Raw genomic sequence first — 13,708 nt, forward strand, 5'->3', positions numbered from 1 at the left:
CGGCTTTTACTTGGAGCTTGCAGCTTGCGGCTTGCAGCTTTGATTAATTCAGATGCTCAACGCGGATCCGGACAACAGGGCCTACCACGCCCTGGAGCGCTTCGAGCGCGGCAATCGCGTCGTTGATGCGCTGCTCGACCACACGGTGGGTCAGCAGGATCATCGGCACCAGGCCGTCGTGTTCCTCGACTTCCTTCTGCATGATCGACTCGATGTTGATCCCCCGCTCGGACAGGATACTCGCCACCTGGGCCAGTACGCCCGGGTGGTCCTTGGCCTGGATCCGTAGGTAGTAGGAGCTTTCGCACGCCTCGATCGGAAGAATCGGGTGGGCCGACAACGAATCCGGCTGGAAGGCCAGGTGCGGTACACGGTTTTCCGGGTCGGAGGTCATGGCGCGGACCACGTCCACCAGGTCGGCGACCACCGAGGAAGCCGTCGGCTCCATGCCGGCACCGGCGCCGTAGAACAGCGTCGAACCGGACGCGTCGCCGTTGACCATCACCGCGTTCATCACGCCGTTGACGTTGGCGATCAGGCGATCGGCCGGGATCAGCGTCGGGTGCACGCGCAGCTCGATGCCGCTGGCGGTGCTGCGTGCCACGCCCAGGTGCTTGATGCGGTAGCCCAGCGCTTCGGCGTAGTTCACGTCAGCGGTGGTCAGCTTGGTGATGCCTTCGGTGTAGGCCTTGTCGAACTGCAACGGGATACCGAACGCGATGGACGCCAGGATCGTCAGCTTGTGCGCGGCGTCGATGCCTTCCACGTCGAAGGTCGGATCGGCCTCGGCGTAACCCAGGGCCTGGGCCTCGGCCAGCACGTCTTCGAAGGTGCGACCCTTCTCGCGCATCTCGGTGAGGATGAAGTTGCCGGTACCGTTGATGATCCCCGCCACCCAGTTGATACGGTTGGCCGACAGGCCTTCACGGATCGCCTTGATCACCGGGATGCCACCGGCCACGGCGGCTTCGAACGCCACGATCACACCCTTCTCGCGGGCCTTGGCGAAAATTTCATTACCGTGAACGGCGATGAGCGCCTTGTTCGCGGTGACCACATGCTTGCCATTCTCGATGGCCTTGAGTACCAACTCGCGGGCAACGGTATAGCCGCCCACCAGCTCTACGACGATGTCGATCTCAGGGTTCGTGGCCACTTCGAAGACATCGTTGGTAATCGCAATACCGGTCGTCTGGAACTGAGGCTTTGGCGTGCGCATGGCAATTTGTGCCACTTCGATTCCACGCCCGGCACGACGAGCAATTTCCTCGGCGTTGCGCTGAAGTACGTTGAAGGTGCCGCCACCGACGGTACCTAACCCACAGATGCCTACTTTGACCGGATTCACTCTTGACTCCCCATGAAACGGCCGACGCAAGGGTCGGCCGTGAATACAGCCGCGCAGCAACGCGGCTTTGTGTTTAACGGCCCGACGAAGGTTTTCGCCGAGCCGTGACCTTCAAAAACGGATCATTCATGATCATTTGGCACCAAGGGCCAGTTTGGCGACTTGTGGCGCCGGCTGGTAGCCCGGAATCACCTGGCCGTCGGCCAAAACGATGGCCGGTGTGCCGTTCACGCCGATGGACTGGCCGAGGGCGAACTGTTTGGAAACCGGGTTCTCGCACTTGGCGGCCTTGATTTCCTTGCCATCGACCATCTTGTCCATGGCCGCCTTCTTGTCCTTGGAGCACCAGACCGCCTGCAACTGCTCGTCACCCGGCGAACCCAGGCCCTGGCGCGGGAACGCCACGTAGCGCACTTCGATGCCGCGCTTGTTCAGCTCCGGCACTTCGGCGTGCAACTTATGGCAATACGGGCAGGTGGTGTCGGTGAACACGGTGATATGGGACTTGGTTTCGCCAACGGCCGGGTAGACCACGGTTTCCGCAACCGGAATGCCGTTGATCAGCTTGGAGATGCCCTGGCGTTCAGTGATCTCGGTGAGATTGACCGGCTTGCCGTCCTTGAGCTCGAACAGGTTGCCCTGGACGATGTACTGCCCGTCGGCGCTGGCATAGAGCACGCGGCTGCCCTTGAGCTTGACTTCATACAGGCCGGACATCGGGCTGGCCGAAATGGCTTCGATCGGCACTTCGAGCTGAAGGTTTTCCAGGCTCTTGCGGATAGCCTTGTCGGCCGCGTCATCGGCGATGGCAAAGGTACTGGCCAGCGCGATGGCGGCGGCGGTGAACATCTGGATCAAGCGCATGAGGACTCCTGAGGCGAACAAATGGGACGGGGAAACGCCGACCTTGGATTCGGGTTCCAGCCGCCCACTGTGCAAACCGGCAAAGCCTACCACATAAGGCCCGCGTGGCCGAATGCCGGTGATGCAAGACGCTTAGAGGATTGATGCAGGCTGACACACCGCCATCGCGAGCAAGCTCGCTCCCACACTTTGGTCGGTGCCGGCCCGCAATTACGCATCCACCACCAATCCCTGTGGGAGCGAGCTTGCTCGCGATGGCGGCAGCACTGACAACATCGCGGCAGATTTCAGCCGCGCGGATGGTGCTTGGCATGCAAGTCTTGCAGCCGTGCCCGAGCGACGTGAGTGTAGATTTGGGTGGTGGACAGGTCGCTGTGGCCCAACAACATCTGCACCACCCGCAGGTCAGCGCCGTGGTTGAGCAGGTGCGTGGCGAAGGCGTGGCGCAAGGTGTGGGGCGAGAGGGATTTGCCGATGCCGGCGACCTTGGCCTGGTGCTTGATACGGTGCCAGAAGGTCTGGCGGGTCATCTGGTCGCCATTGCGGCTCGGAAACAGCACGTCGCTGGGACGCCCGCCCAACAGTTCGTGGCGGGCCTCGCGCAGGTAGCGCTCGACCCAGACAATCGCTTCTTCGCCCATCGGCACCAGGCGTTCCTTGCTGCCCTTGCCCATCACCCGCAACACGCCCTGGCGCAGGTTCACCTGTTCCAGGGTCAGGCTGATCAGCTCGGTGACGCGCAGGCCGCAGGCATACAAGACCTCCAGCATGGCCCGGTCGCGCTGGCCGATGGCTTCACTGAGGTCAGGCGCCGCCAGCAACGCTTCCACGTCGGCTTCCGACAGGGACTTGGGCAGCGGGCGCCCCAGTTGCGGCATCTCCACCCGCAGGGTCGGGTCCACCGCGATCAGCTTTTCCCTCAACAGATAGCGATAAAACCCACGCAAACCGGAGAGAAATCGTGCGGTTGAGCGTGGCTTATAGGCCTGCTCCAGGCGCCACGCCAGGTGATCGAGGATCAGTTCCCGACCGGCGTTGATCAATTCCAGGTTCTGTTCCTGCAGCCAGCCGTTGAATAGGGCCAGGTCGCTGCGGTAGGCCTGGCGGGTGTTGTCGGACAGTCCCTTCTCCAACCACAAGGCGTCGAGGAACTGGTCTATCAAGGGATGATCGATGGCTGGCATAAAGACTCGTGAAAAATGCAGGCTTACGCAGGGTGCTCAAAGACCTAATCGCAGGCAACAAAAAAGCAGCCCGTAGGCTGCTTTTTTTGCATCGGAAGCTGGACTTAAGCCAGTTTTTCCTTGATGCGAGCTGCTTTACCCGACAGGTCGCGCAGGTAGTACAGCTTGGCTTTACGTACGTCACCGCGACGCTTGACAGCCATGCTGTCGATTTGCGGGCTGTAGGTCTGGAAAGTACGCTCTACGCCAACACCGTTGGAGATTTTACGAACGGTGAAAGCACTGTTCACGCCACGGTTACGCTTGGCGATAACGACGCCTTCGAACGCTTGCAGACGGGAACGATCACCTTCCTTCACTTTCACCTGAACGACAATGGTGTCGCCCGGGGCAAAGGTAGGGATCTCTTTGGTCATCTGCTCTGCTTCGAGTGCAAGGATGATTTTGTTAGTCATGCTGTGCTCCTAAGGCAAGTCTCGGACTTACCATCGATACGTTGTTAACTATCGTCCCGCTCGCGGATGTATTCCTCGAGCAGCTTCTTCTCTTCTCCAGAAAGCGAGCGGCTTTCCAGAAGATCGGCGCGTCGTTCATAGGTCCGACCAAGGGACTGCTGTAAACGCCAACGCCGGATGTGCGCGTGGTTGCCACTTAGCAACACGTCGGGAACACGCTGATCCGCATACACCTCCGGTCGGGTGTAGTGCGGGCAATCCAGCAGACCATCCGTAAAGGAATCTTCCTCAGCGGAATCCACATGCCCTAAAGCTCCAGGCAGCAGTCGTGTAACCGCATCGATCAGGACCATCGCCGGCAGCTCGCCGCCAGACAGTACATAGTCGCCAATCGACCACTCTTCATCGACATGAGCTTCAATGAAACGCTCGTCAATGCCTTCATAACGGCCGGCAATCAGGATCAATGCATCCGAATTCGCCAGCTCGCGTACCGCCGACTGAGTCAGCTGGCGGCCTTGGGGCGACAGGTAGATCACCTTCGCACCTTCCCCGGCTGCCGCCCTGGCCTGAACCAGTGCATCTTCCAGGGGCTTGATCTTCATCACCATGCCCGGACCACCGCCAAACGGGCGATCGTCCACAGTGTGATGCCGATCCGTGGTGTAGTCCCGCGGATTCCAACAAGTGAGCTGCAACAGCTCCTGTTTCACCGCGCGGCTGGTTATGCCGTACTCGCTGATGGCGGAAAACATCTCGGGAAACAATGTGATGACTTCAACGCGCAAGTTAGCCACGTTCAGAAATCCGCATCCCATTCCACCTTCATCTCGCCTGCTGCAAGGTCGACGGCCAACACGCATTGCTCGGTATAGGGCAACAGGCGTTCGCGATCATCCAGGCTGCCGACGCAAGGCTTGACCACCAGTACATCGTTCGAACCGGTCTCGAGCAGGTGATCGATCTTTCCGAGCAGTTGCCCGAGTGAATCGATAACCTTCAGACCCACCAGCTGGTACCAGTAGTACTCGCCGTCGGTCAGTTCAGGGAACAGGTTGCGTGGCACGCAGATCTCATAACCGGCCAGAAGACGCGCTTCTTCACGATCATCGAGACCCTTGAGCTTCGCGACCAGGAACTTGTCGTTCCCACGTCCGCTGACCAGCTCCACCTGTTTCACGCTGCCCTCGCGCTTGAGCGTCCAGGCTTTGTAGTCCAACAGGTTCTTGATCGGATCAGTAAAGGAATACACCTTCACTTCGCCGCGAACGCCATGAACAGAATAAATCTTGCCGACAACGATCAGGTCATCAGCCGCTTTTGGCGTCGCGTTCATATTGCTCAGGCCGCAGCCTTAGCCGATTCCTTCAACAACTGAGCAACACGCTCAGAAGGTTGTGCACCAACGCTCAGCCAGTAGGCTACGCGCTCTTGGTTCACGGACAGACGAACTTCCTGACCACGGGCGATAGGGTTGAAGAAACCAACCTGCTCTTTGTGGGAACCGTCGCGCGGGTTGCGGCTGTCGGTTACGGTCAGGTGGTAAAACGGGCGCTTTTTGGAGCCGCCAAGGGCAAGACGGATTGTTAGCATGTGAACATCGTTCCTGTAGTCGGTGCTGCAAATCTAAATGCACAGCGGGCATGGGTGCCCGAAAGGCCGCATATTCTAAGGAATATCCAGACTTTTGCAAATGACTTTTTCCGGCGAGTGCCGGCCTGCCATTCAGATCTGCCGCGGTCAGCGCCCGCCGGCGGCGGGTTGGCTGGAGATCCCACGTCCCCGTGGGCAGCGCCGGCATGACCGCCGGCGCGTGGATCCTTAGAGCTTGGGCATGCCGCCGCCGGGCAACATACCGCCCATGCCGCGCATCATCTTGGCCATCCCGCCCTTGGCGGAGAATTTCTTCATCATCTTCTGCATCTGCTTGTGCTGCTTGATCAAGCGACCGATGTCCTGCACCTGGGTGCCCGAACCCATGGCGATACGGCGCTTGCGCGAACCGCTGATCAGCTCGGGGTCGCGGCGCTCGGCCGGGGTCATGGAGTTGATGATGGCTTCCATCTGTTTGAACTGCTTTTCAGCCGCGCCCTGGGCATTGCCCATCTGCGCCAGGTTCACGCCACCGATGTTCGGCAGTTTGTCCATGAGGCCGCCCAGGCCGCCCATGTTCTTCATTTGTTGCAACTGGTCGCGGAAGTCTTCGAGGTCGAAGCCCTTGCCCTTCTTCAGCTTCTTGGCCAGCTTGTCGGCCTTTTCCTTGTCGAGGGTCTGCTCGGCCTGCTCGATCAGGCTGAGCACGTCGCCCATGCCCAGGATGCGCGAAGCGATACGCTCGGGGTGGAACGGTTCGAGCGCTTCGCTCTTCTCGCCCATGCCGATGAACTTGATCGGTTTGCCGGTGATGGCGCGGACCGACAGCGCGGCACCGCCACGGGCATCGCCGTCGACCTTGGTCAGAATCACGCCGGTCAGCGGCAACGCATCGCCGAACGCCTTGGCGGTGTTGGCCGCGTCCTGGCCGGTCATGGCATCGACCACGAACAGGGTTTCCACCGGGTTGATCGCGGCATGCAAGGCCTTGATCTCGCCCATCATCTCGTCATCGATGTGCAGGCGACCGGCGGTGTCGACGATGACCACGTCGATGAACTTGAGCTTGGCTTCCTTTATAGCCGCCTGGGCAATGTCCACCGGTTTCTGGCTCAGGTCGGACGGGAAGAAGGTCACGCCGATGTCGTTGGCCAGGGTTTCCAGCTGCTTGATCGCCGCCGGGCGGTAGATGTCCGCGGACACCACCATCACCGACTTCTTCTTGCGCTCCTTGAGCAGGCGCGCCAGTTTGCCGGCGGTGGTGGTCTTGCCCGCGCCCTGCAGGCCGGCCATCAACACCACGGCAGGCGGGACGGCGCTCAGGTTCAGGTCTTCGTTGGCGGCGCCCATCAGGCTTTCGAGTTCGGCCTGGACGATCTTCACGAACGCCTGGCCCGGCGTCAGGCTGCGCGACACTTCGGTGCCGACGGCGCGTTCCTTGACCGAGTTGACGAAGTCCTTGACCACCGGCAGGGCGACGTCGGCTTCGAGCAACGCCATGCGCACTTCGCGCAGGGTGTCTTTGATGTTGTCCTCGGTCAGTTTCGCCTTGCCGGTGACATGGCGCAGCGTCTGCGAGAGACGGTCGGTTAGGTTTTCAAACATGCGCGATCCTTTCAGGCCCAGATGAGACCGGGATAATGGCGGCCCAGACCGTGAAAAATGTGCTCGGCGAGCCTGCGGCGTGGGCAGGTCGCGGATTATAGCGAAGAAGCGTGCAACGTACACCTGCCGGTCTTTCGTGTGGCGGGGGTTCTATGCCAAACTCAGCGACTTTCGGGCCTGCTTAACAGGATTTATGCTCCCCTTGCCACCCAGCTTGCTTGCCACACTCGCCGCCGCCTGCCTCTACGCCGCTGCGACCCTCTATCAAGGCACTCGCCTGGCCTCCGGCGCCAAGGCGAACAAACGCCTGCTGGTCACGCTTGGCGTGCTGGCGGTGCTCGGCCACGCGGCCAGCCTTTATACCCACCTGATGACGCCCATTGGCCTGGGCCTGGACTTTTTCAACGCCGCCAGCCTGATCGCCGTGGCCGTGATCGCCCTGACGCTGCTGGCCTGCTCGCGCATCCCGGTGGAAAACCTGCTGGTGCTGCTGTTCCCGCTGGGACTGACGACGGTGCTGCTGGCGCAGTTCGCGCCGTCGGGCACGGTGCAGGTCATCGACGAGGAGCCCGGCATCCTGGCCCACATCCTGCTGTCGATCCTGGCCTACGGCCTGTTCACCATCGCGGTCTTCCAGGCCTTGCTGCTGCTGGTGCAGGACCACCAGCTCAAGAACAAGCACCCGTCCGGGCTGATCCGCAACTTCCCGCCGCTGCAAACCATGGAAAGCCTGCTGTTCGGCTTCCTCTGGGCCGGCTGGACGCTGTTGTCGCTGTCGCTGATCTCCGGTTGGCTGTTCGTCGAGAACCTGTTCGCCCAGCACCTGGTGCACAAGACCCTGCTGGCCTGCCTGGCGTGGGTGGTGTTCAGCGTATTGCTGTGGGGCCGCAACCGCCTGGGCTGGCGCGGCCACAAGGCCATTCGCTGGACCCTCGCCGGTTTCTGCCTGCTGATGCTCGCGTACTTCGGCAGCAAGCTGGTCCGCGAATACATCCTGCATGTGTGACGGACGGCCCTGATGGATACGTTGCCCGTGGCGCCACTGCTCGCCGTGTGGGTCGTGCTGATCCTCTGGTCGGCCCTGTTCACCGCCATCGAAGCCGCCCAGCAACACCTGCTGGCCCAGCGCAAAGCCTCCCGGGCCACTGACAAACCGCTCGCGACGCTGAACTTCGCGCTGATCAGCCTGGTTCTGTGCAACACCTTTTGTCGCACCCTGGCCGTGGTCATCGGCACCTTGCTGGCGATTTTCGCCTGGCTGGAGAACGGCCCCTGGGCCGCCTGGCTCGGCACCAGCGTAGCCCTGCTGGTGTTCGCCGACTACCTGCCGCGCTCACTGGCCAGCCGCCACCCCGATGCGGTGCTGGGGGTCGGCAACGTCTTGCTGGGCGTGCCATTGAAGATCGTTTACCCGTTGGCCTGGTTGCTCAACGCCATCAGCCAGTTGCTCCTGCGCCCGTTTGCCCGCAAGGCCAGCGTGGTGGTGCAGAGCGACGACGAAATGCCCACGCCCCCGCGCAACGAGCACGAACCCGAGCACAGCGGCGGCCGGTTGCACCCGATTTCCGGCATCCATGCCCTGGACAACATCACCGTCAACGACATCCTGGTGCCACGCAGCGAGGTCGATGGTATCAACCTCGACGACCCGATCGGCGAGATCATCGAGCAACTGCGCCTGAACCGACGCACCCGCCTGCCGGTGTTCCACAGCGACATCAACCAGGTCGAGGCGGTCCTCAACACCCGCCAGATCCGTCATCTGCTGGCGGATGCCAGCCTGACCCAGGAAGCCCTGCTGGCCGCCTCCCACGAACCCTACTTCGTACCGGAAAGCACGCCACTGCAATTGCAACTGCTGAACTTCCACAAGCAGCAACGACGCCTGGGCATGGTGGTGGACGAATACGGCGAAGTGCTGGGCATCGTCACCCTGGAAGACATCCTCGAAGAAATCGTCGGCGAATTCGAAAGCGAACACAGCCTCGACAACCCCCATGTGCATCCCCAGCCCGACGGCCGCCTGATGATCGACGGCGCGGCATCGATCCGCGAGCTGAACCGCACCCTCGGCTGGCACCTGCCTTGCGACGGCCCCAAGACCCTCAACGGGCTGGTGACCGAAGCGCTGGAAACCATTCCCGAAAGCCCGGTGTGCCTGAAGATCGGCCGCTACCGGCTGGAAATCATCGAGACCGTGGACAACCGCGTCAGCCAGGTGCTGGCGTGGCATAACAGTTCGGTGCCTGCGGCGCTCTAACCCCCCAATAACCTCTAAGTGAAACACAGTTGTGGCGAGGGGATTTATCCCCGTTGGGTCGCGCAGCGGCCCCAAACTGTTAGTCAGTTGCTTAAGATTCGGCGCAACGTCTTTTGGGGACCGCTTCGCAGTCCAACGGGGATAAATCCCCTCGCCACAAAAGCTCGTTTCGGCGTCAATAGGTATTGTTGATTCGTTAGCCCCCTTCCTATACTCAACCCGCTTATCCAGCCCTCGCCCGAACCCCGTGCCTACCCAGCACCCGGCAGGTTCCGGCCAGATCATCGGCAAAATCCGCATCAGCCCTGGGACTGTTCCTACCCGAAACAGCGACGGGATACCCGCCCACATCCCTGGGTGTTCGACCATAATAATTCGCTCCCACGGAGCACATGACTGTCAGGGATAACTGCATGACCACCACGACCTGCAACGACGCCGTGCTTGCCCAGCCGACGAACTCCGCCACACGCGTGGCCACCGCGAGTTTCATCGGCACCGCCATCGAGTTCTACGACTTCTACGTCTACGCCACCGCCGCCGCCCTGGTGATCGGGCCGGTGTTCTTCCCGCAAACCTCCGGCACGGCGCAGATGCTGTCGTCGTTCCTGACCTTCGGCATCGCCTTTCTCGCCCGCCCGCTGGGCTCGGCGCTGTTTGGCCACTTCGGCGACCGGATCGGGCGCAAGTCCACGCTAGTGGCATCGTTGCTGCTGATGGGCGTGTGCACCACCCTGATCGGTGTGTTGCCCGGCTATGCCAGCATCGGCGCCTGGGCCCCGATCCTCTTGTGCCTGCTGCGTTTTGGCCAAGGCCTGGGTCTGGGCGGTGAATGGGGCGGCGCGGCGCTGCTCGCCACCGAGAATGCGCCAAAAGGCAAGCGCGCCTGGTTCGGCATGTTCCCGCAATTGGGGCCGTCCATCGGCTTCCTGGCGGCCAACGGGCTGTTCCTGAGCCTGGCCATGACCCTGGACGACGAGCAATTTCGCGCCTGGGGCTGGCGCATTCCGTTCCTGCTCAGCGCGGTGCTGGTGATCGTCGGCCTCTACGTGCGCCTGAAGCTGCACGAAACCCCGGTGTTCGCCAACGCCGTGGCCCGCCAGGAACGGGTAAAGGTGCCGCTGGTCGAGCTGTTCAGTCAGTACTGGGCGCCTACCTTGCTGGGCGCCGCGGCAATGGTGGTGTGTTACGCGCTGTTCTACATCTCGACTGTATTTTCCCTGAGCTACGGGGTGTCCACCCTCGGCTACAGCCGCGAGACCTTCCTCGGCCTGCTGTGCTTTGCCGTGCTGTTCATGGCCGCTGCCACGCCCCTCTCGGCCTGGGCCAGCGATCGCTTCGGGCGCAAGCCGGTGCTGATCGGCGGCGGCCTGCTGGCCATTGCCTCGGGCTTTCTCATGGAACCCCTGCTGACCCAAGGCTCGACCGCCGGCGTGGCGCTGTTCCTGTGCATCGAACTGTTCCTGATGGGCGTGACCTTCGCCCCCATGGGCGCCTTGCTGCCAGAGCTGTTCCCAACCCACGTGCGCTACACCGGCGCCTCGGCGGCCTACAACCTGGGCGGGATCGTCGGGGCCTCGGCCGCCCCATTCTTCGCCCAGAAACTGGTAGCCATGGGTGGCCTGAGCTACGTCGGCGGCTATGTATCGGCCGCTGCCGTGCTCAGCGTGATCGCGGTGCTGTGCCTGAAGGAAACCCGCCATAACGACCTGAACCGGGTCGCCTGAACCCCGCACACCCGCGCTGTGGCGAGGGCAGTCCCCCGCCACAGCAACCTGTCACAACGTTGAACAGCTTCCACGAAATAGCTGCTAACAATCACCGGCCATTGAAACCACCCCCCACCTGCCCCATCTAAGACCCATACTCCATTGCGCAGGTGCCCCATGAGCGACCAGCACTCTACTGAAGCCGCGAACGATTACGCAGACGCCGAACACATCGAACATTCCGCCTCTGGCACTGGCCTGGCCCTGCCCGGCCAGAACCTGCCGGACAAGGTCTACATCATCCCCATCCACAATCGTCCGTTCTTCCCGGCCCAGGTGTTGCCGGTCATCGTCAATGAAGAACCGTGGGCCGAAACCCTGGAACTGGTCGCCAAGTCCGAGCACCACTCGCTGGCGCTGTTTTTCATGGACACGCCCCAGGAAGACCCGCGCCATTTCGATACCTCGGCGCTGCCGCTGTACGGCACCCTGGTCAAGGTCCACCACGCCAGTCGCGAAGGCGGCAAATTGCAGTTCGTCGCCCAGGGCCTGACCCGCGTGCGCATCCGCACCTGGCTCAAGCATCATCGCCCGCCCTATCTGGTGGAAGTCGAATACCCGCACCAGCCCAGCGAACCGACCGACGAGGTCAAGGCCTACGGCATGGCGCTGATCAATGCCATCAAGGAATTGCTGCCGCTCAACCCGCTGTACAGCGAAGAACTGAAAAACTACCTCAACCGCTTCAGCCCCAACGACCCGTCGCCGCTGACCGACTTTGCCGCCGCCCTCACCTCCGCCACCGGCAGTGAGTTGCAGGAAGTGCTCGACTGCGTGCCCATGCTCAAGCGCATGGAAAAAGTCCTGCCGATGCTGCGTAAGGAAGTCGAGGTGGCCCGGCTGCAGAAAGAGATTTCTGCCGAGGTCAACAACAAGATCGGCGAACATCAGCGCCAGTTCTTCCTCAAGGAACAGCTCAAGGTCATCCAGCAGGAGCTGGGCCTGACCAAGGACGACCGCAGCGCCGACCTCGAACAGTTCGAGCAGCGCCTGGAAGGCAAGACGCTGTCGATCCAGGCGCAGAAGCGCATCGAAGAGGAAATGAACAAGCTCTCGATCCTGGAGACCGGTTCGCCGGAATACGCCGTCACCCGCAATTACCTGGACTGGGCGACATCGGTGCCATGGGGCGTGTACGGCCAGGACAAACTCGACCTGAAACATGCGCGCAAGGTACTCGACCAGCACCACGCCGGGCTGGACGACATCAAGGACCGCATCCTGGAGTTCCTCGCGGTCGGCGCCTACAAGGGCGAGATCAGTGGCTCCATCGTCCTGCTGGTAGGCCCGCCGGGCGTGGGCAAGACCAGCGTTGGCAAGTCCATTGCCGAATCCCTGGGGCGACCGTTCTACCGCTTCAGCGTCGGCGGCATGCGCGACGAAGCCGAGATCAAGGGGCATCGGCGCACCTACATTGGCGCCCAGCCGGGCAAGCTGGTGCAGGCGCTCAAGGATGTCGAAGTGATGAACCCGGTGATCATGCTCGACGAAATCGACAAGATGGGCCAGAGCTATCAGGGCGACCCGGCGTCCGCCTTGCTGGAAACCCTCGACCCGGAACAGAACGTCGAATTTCTCGATCACTACCTGGACATGCGCCTGGACCTGTCCAAGGTGCTGTTCGTCTGCACCGCCAACACCCTGGACTCGATCCCCGGCCCGCTGCTGGACCGGATGGAAGTCATTCGCCTGTCGGGCTACATCACCGAAGAAAAGGTCGCCATCGCCAAGCGGCATCTGTGGCCCAAGCAACTGGCCAAGGCCGGTGTCGCCAAGGGCAGCCTGAGCATCAGCGACAGCGCCCTCAAGGCCCTGATCGACGGTTACGCCCGTGAAGCCGGGGTGCGCCAGTTGGAGAAACAACTGGGCAAGCTGGTGCGCAAGGCCGTGATCAAGTTGATCGATGAACCGAAGGCGGTGATCAAGCTCGGTCCGAAAGACCTCGAGGCATCCCTGGGCAAACCGGTGTTTCGCAATGAACAGGTGCTGTCCGGTGTCGGCGTGATCACCGGCCTGGCCTGGACCAGCATGGGCGGCGCGACCCTGCCGATCGAAGCGACGCGCATCCACACCCTCAATCGCGGCTTCAAGCTGACCGGGCAACTGGGCGAGGTGATGAAAGAGTCGGCGGAAATTGCCTACAGCTACGTCAGCTCGCACCTCAAGCAATTCGGCGGTGACCCGAAGTTCTTCGACGAAGCCTTCGTGCATTTGCACGTACCGGAAGGCGCCACGCCCAAGGACGGGCCGAGTGCCGGCGTGACCATGGCCAGCGCCCTGCTGTCCCTGGCCCGCAACCAACCGCCGAAGAAAGGCGTGGCGATGACCGGCGAACTGACCCTGACCGGGCACGTGCTGCCGATTGGCGGGGTCCGCGAGAAGGTGATCGCGGCACGCCGGCAGAAAATCAACGAACTGATCCTGCCGGACGCCAACCGGGGCAACTTCGAAGAACTGCCGGACTATCTCAAGGACGGCATGACGGTGCATTTCGCCAAGCGGTTCGCGGATGTGGCGAAGGTGTTGTTCTGAGGATCCTGTAGCGCCTGCACTGCTGTCTTCGCGAGCAAGCCCGCTCCCACAAGGACCAGGTCGTGCACAGGATCTGTGCACGGCGATGATCCAGTGTG

General features: G+C 61.9%; 12 protein-coding genes. 4 read left to right on the plus strand and 8 right to left on the minus strand.

What is annotated here, in order from left to right; translation table 11 throughout:
• Positions 1-43: 43 nt before the first annotated feature.
• The 8 genes from V5F23_RS22690 to ffh form a co-directional block, all read right to left on the minus strand.
• Positions 44-1,348 (minus strand): homoserine dehydrogenase, encoded by a 1,305-nt coding sequence (locus V5F23_RS22690; RefSeq protein WP_042730056.1) that lies wholly within the window; start codon positions 1,346-1,348, stop codon positions 44-46.
• 132 nt (positions 1,349-1,480) lie between these two features.
• Positions 1,481-2,212: a DsbC family protein gene (locus V5F23_RS22695; RefSeq protein WP_042730057.1), complete on the minus strand. Its 732-nt coding sequence runs from the start codon at positions 2,210-2,212 to the stop codon at positions 1,481-1,483.
• Positions 2,213-2,499: 287 nt separating this feature from the next.
• A complete protein-coding gene (gene xerD / locus V5F23_RS22700; RefSeq protein WP_047736764.1) occupies positions 2,500-3,396 on the minus strand; it encodes a site-specific tyrosine recombinase XerD in 897 nt (298 codons plus the stop codon).
• Between the two features lie 104 nt (positions 3,397-3,500).
• Complete coding sequence (rplS, locus tag V5F23_RS22705) at positions 3,501-3,851, minus strand: 50S ribosomal protein L19 (RefSeq protein WP_003175895.1); 351 nt, start codon at positions 3,849-3,851, stop codon at positions 3,501-3,503.
• A gap of 44 nt (positions 3,852-3,895) precedes the next feature.
• Positions 3,896-4,669, minus strand: a complete 774-nt coding sequence (gene trmD / locus V5F23_RS22710) for a tRNA (guanosine(37)-N1)-methyltransferase TrmD (RefSeq protein ID WP_172679732.1) — start codon at positions 4,667-4,669, stop codon at positions 3,896-3,898.
• Positions 4,651-5,187, minus strand: coding sequence for a ribosome maturation factor RimM (rimM, locus tag V5F23_RS22715; protein WP_042732326.1), 537 nt, complete (start codon positions 5,185-5,187; stop codon positions 4,651-4,653). Before rimM ends, trmD begins: the two co-directional genes overlap by 19 nt.
• A gap of 5 nt (positions 5,188-5,192) precedes the next feature.
• Entirely contained in the window at positions 5,193-5,444 is a 252-nt protein-coding gene (gene rpsP, locus V5F23_RS22720; protein WP_007927680.1) for a 30S ribosomal protein S16, read from the minus strand.
• Between the two features lie 228 nt (positions 5,445-5,672).
• On the minus strand, positions 5,673-7,049 hold the full coding sequence (gene ffh / locus V5F23_RS22725; protein WP_042732327.1) for a signal recognition particle protein: 1,377 nt from the start codon (positions 7,047-7,049) through the stop codon (positions 5,673-5,675).
• A 193-nt stretch (positions 7,050-7,242) separates the two neighbouring features.
• On the opposite strand from ffh, the gene ccsA reads away from it, so the two are divergent.
• The 4 genes from ccsA (at position 7,243) to lon (ending at position 13,610) form a co-directional block, all read left to right on the plus strand.
• Positions 7,243-8,055 (plus strand): cytochrome c biogenesis protein CcsA, encoded by an 813-nt coding sequence (ccsA, locus tag V5F23_RS22730; RefSeq protein ID WP_042732328.1) that lies wholly within the window; start codon positions 7,243-7,245, stop codon positions 8,053-8,055.
• 12 nt (positions 8,056-8,067) lie between these two features.
• Positions 8,068-9,309, plus strand: a complete 1,242-nt coding sequence (locus V5F23_RS22735; RefSeq protein WP_338496621.1) for a CNNM domain-containing protein — start codon at positions 8,068-8,070, stop codon at positions 9,307-9,309.
• 413 nt (positions 9,310-9,722) lie between these two features.
• Positions 9,723-11,036 carry an MFS transporter gene (locus V5F23_RS22740; RefSeq protein ID WP_047736771.1) on the plus strand — a complete coding sequence of 438 codons (1,314 nt, stop codon included), beginning with the start codon at positions 9,723-9,725 and terminating at the stop codon, positions 11,034-11,036.
• A 159-nt stretch (positions 11,037-11,195) separates the two neighbouring features.
• Positions 11,196-13,610 carry an endopeptidase La gene (gene lon / locus V5F23_RS22745; RefSeq protein WP_047736773.1) on the plus strand — a complete coding sequence of 805 codons (2,415 nt, stop codon included), beginning with the start codon at positions 11,196-11,198 and terminating at the stop codon, positions 13,608-13,610.
• Positions 13,611-13,708 lie beyond the last annotated feature (98 nt).

Origin of the sequence: Pseudomonas sp. WP18 (genome assembly GCF_036689585.1) — a bacterium.
Classification (GTDB): domain Bacteria; phylum Pseudomonadota; class Gammaproteobacteria; order Pseudomonadales; family Pseudomonadaceae; genus Aquipseudomonas; species Aquipseudomonas chlororaphis_E.

Coding starts and splice junctions, on each gene's coding strand:
- rimM (WP_042732326.1), bottom strand. CDS start 5,187: ATGAACGCGACGCCAAAAGCGGCTGATGACCTGATCGTTGTCGGCAAG.
- rplS (WP_003175895.1), bottom strand. CDS start 3,851: ATGACTAACAAAATCATCCTTGCACTCGAAGCAGAGCAGATGACCAAA.
- lon (WP_047736773.1), top strand. CDS start 11,196: ATGAGCGACCAGCACTCTACTGAAGCCGCGAACGATTACGCAGACGCC.
- V5F23_RS22740 (WP_047736771.1), top strand. CDS start 9,723: ATGACCACCACGACCTGCAACGACGCCGTGCTTGCCCAGCCGACGAAC.
- trmD (WP_172679732.1), bottom strand. CDS start 4,669: ATGGGATGCGGATTTCTGAACGTGGCTAACTTGCGCGTTGAAGTCATC.
- ffh (WP_042732327.1), bottom strand. CDS start 7,049: ATGTTTGAAAACCTAACCGACCGTCTCTCGCAGACGCTGCGCCATGTC.
- V5F23_RS22735 (WP_338496621.1), top strand. CDS start 8,068: ATGGATACGTTGCCCGTGGCGCCACTGCTCGCCGTGTGGGTCGTGCTG.
- xerD (WP_047736764.1), bottom strand. CDS start 3,396: ATGCCAGCCATCGATCATCCCTTGATAGACCAGTTCCTCGACGCCTTG.
- V5F23_RS22695 (WP_042730057.1), bottom strand. CDS start 2,212: ATGCGCTTGATCCAGATGTTCACCGCCGCCGCCATCGCGCTGGCCAGT.
- ccsA (WP_042732328.1), top strand. CDS start 7,243: ATGCTCCCCTTGCCACCCAGCTTGCTTGCCACACTCGCCGCCGCCTGC.
- rpsP (WP_007927680.1), bottom strand. CDS start 5,444: ATGCTAACAATCCGTCTTGCCCTTGGCGGCTCCAAAAAGCGCCCGTTT.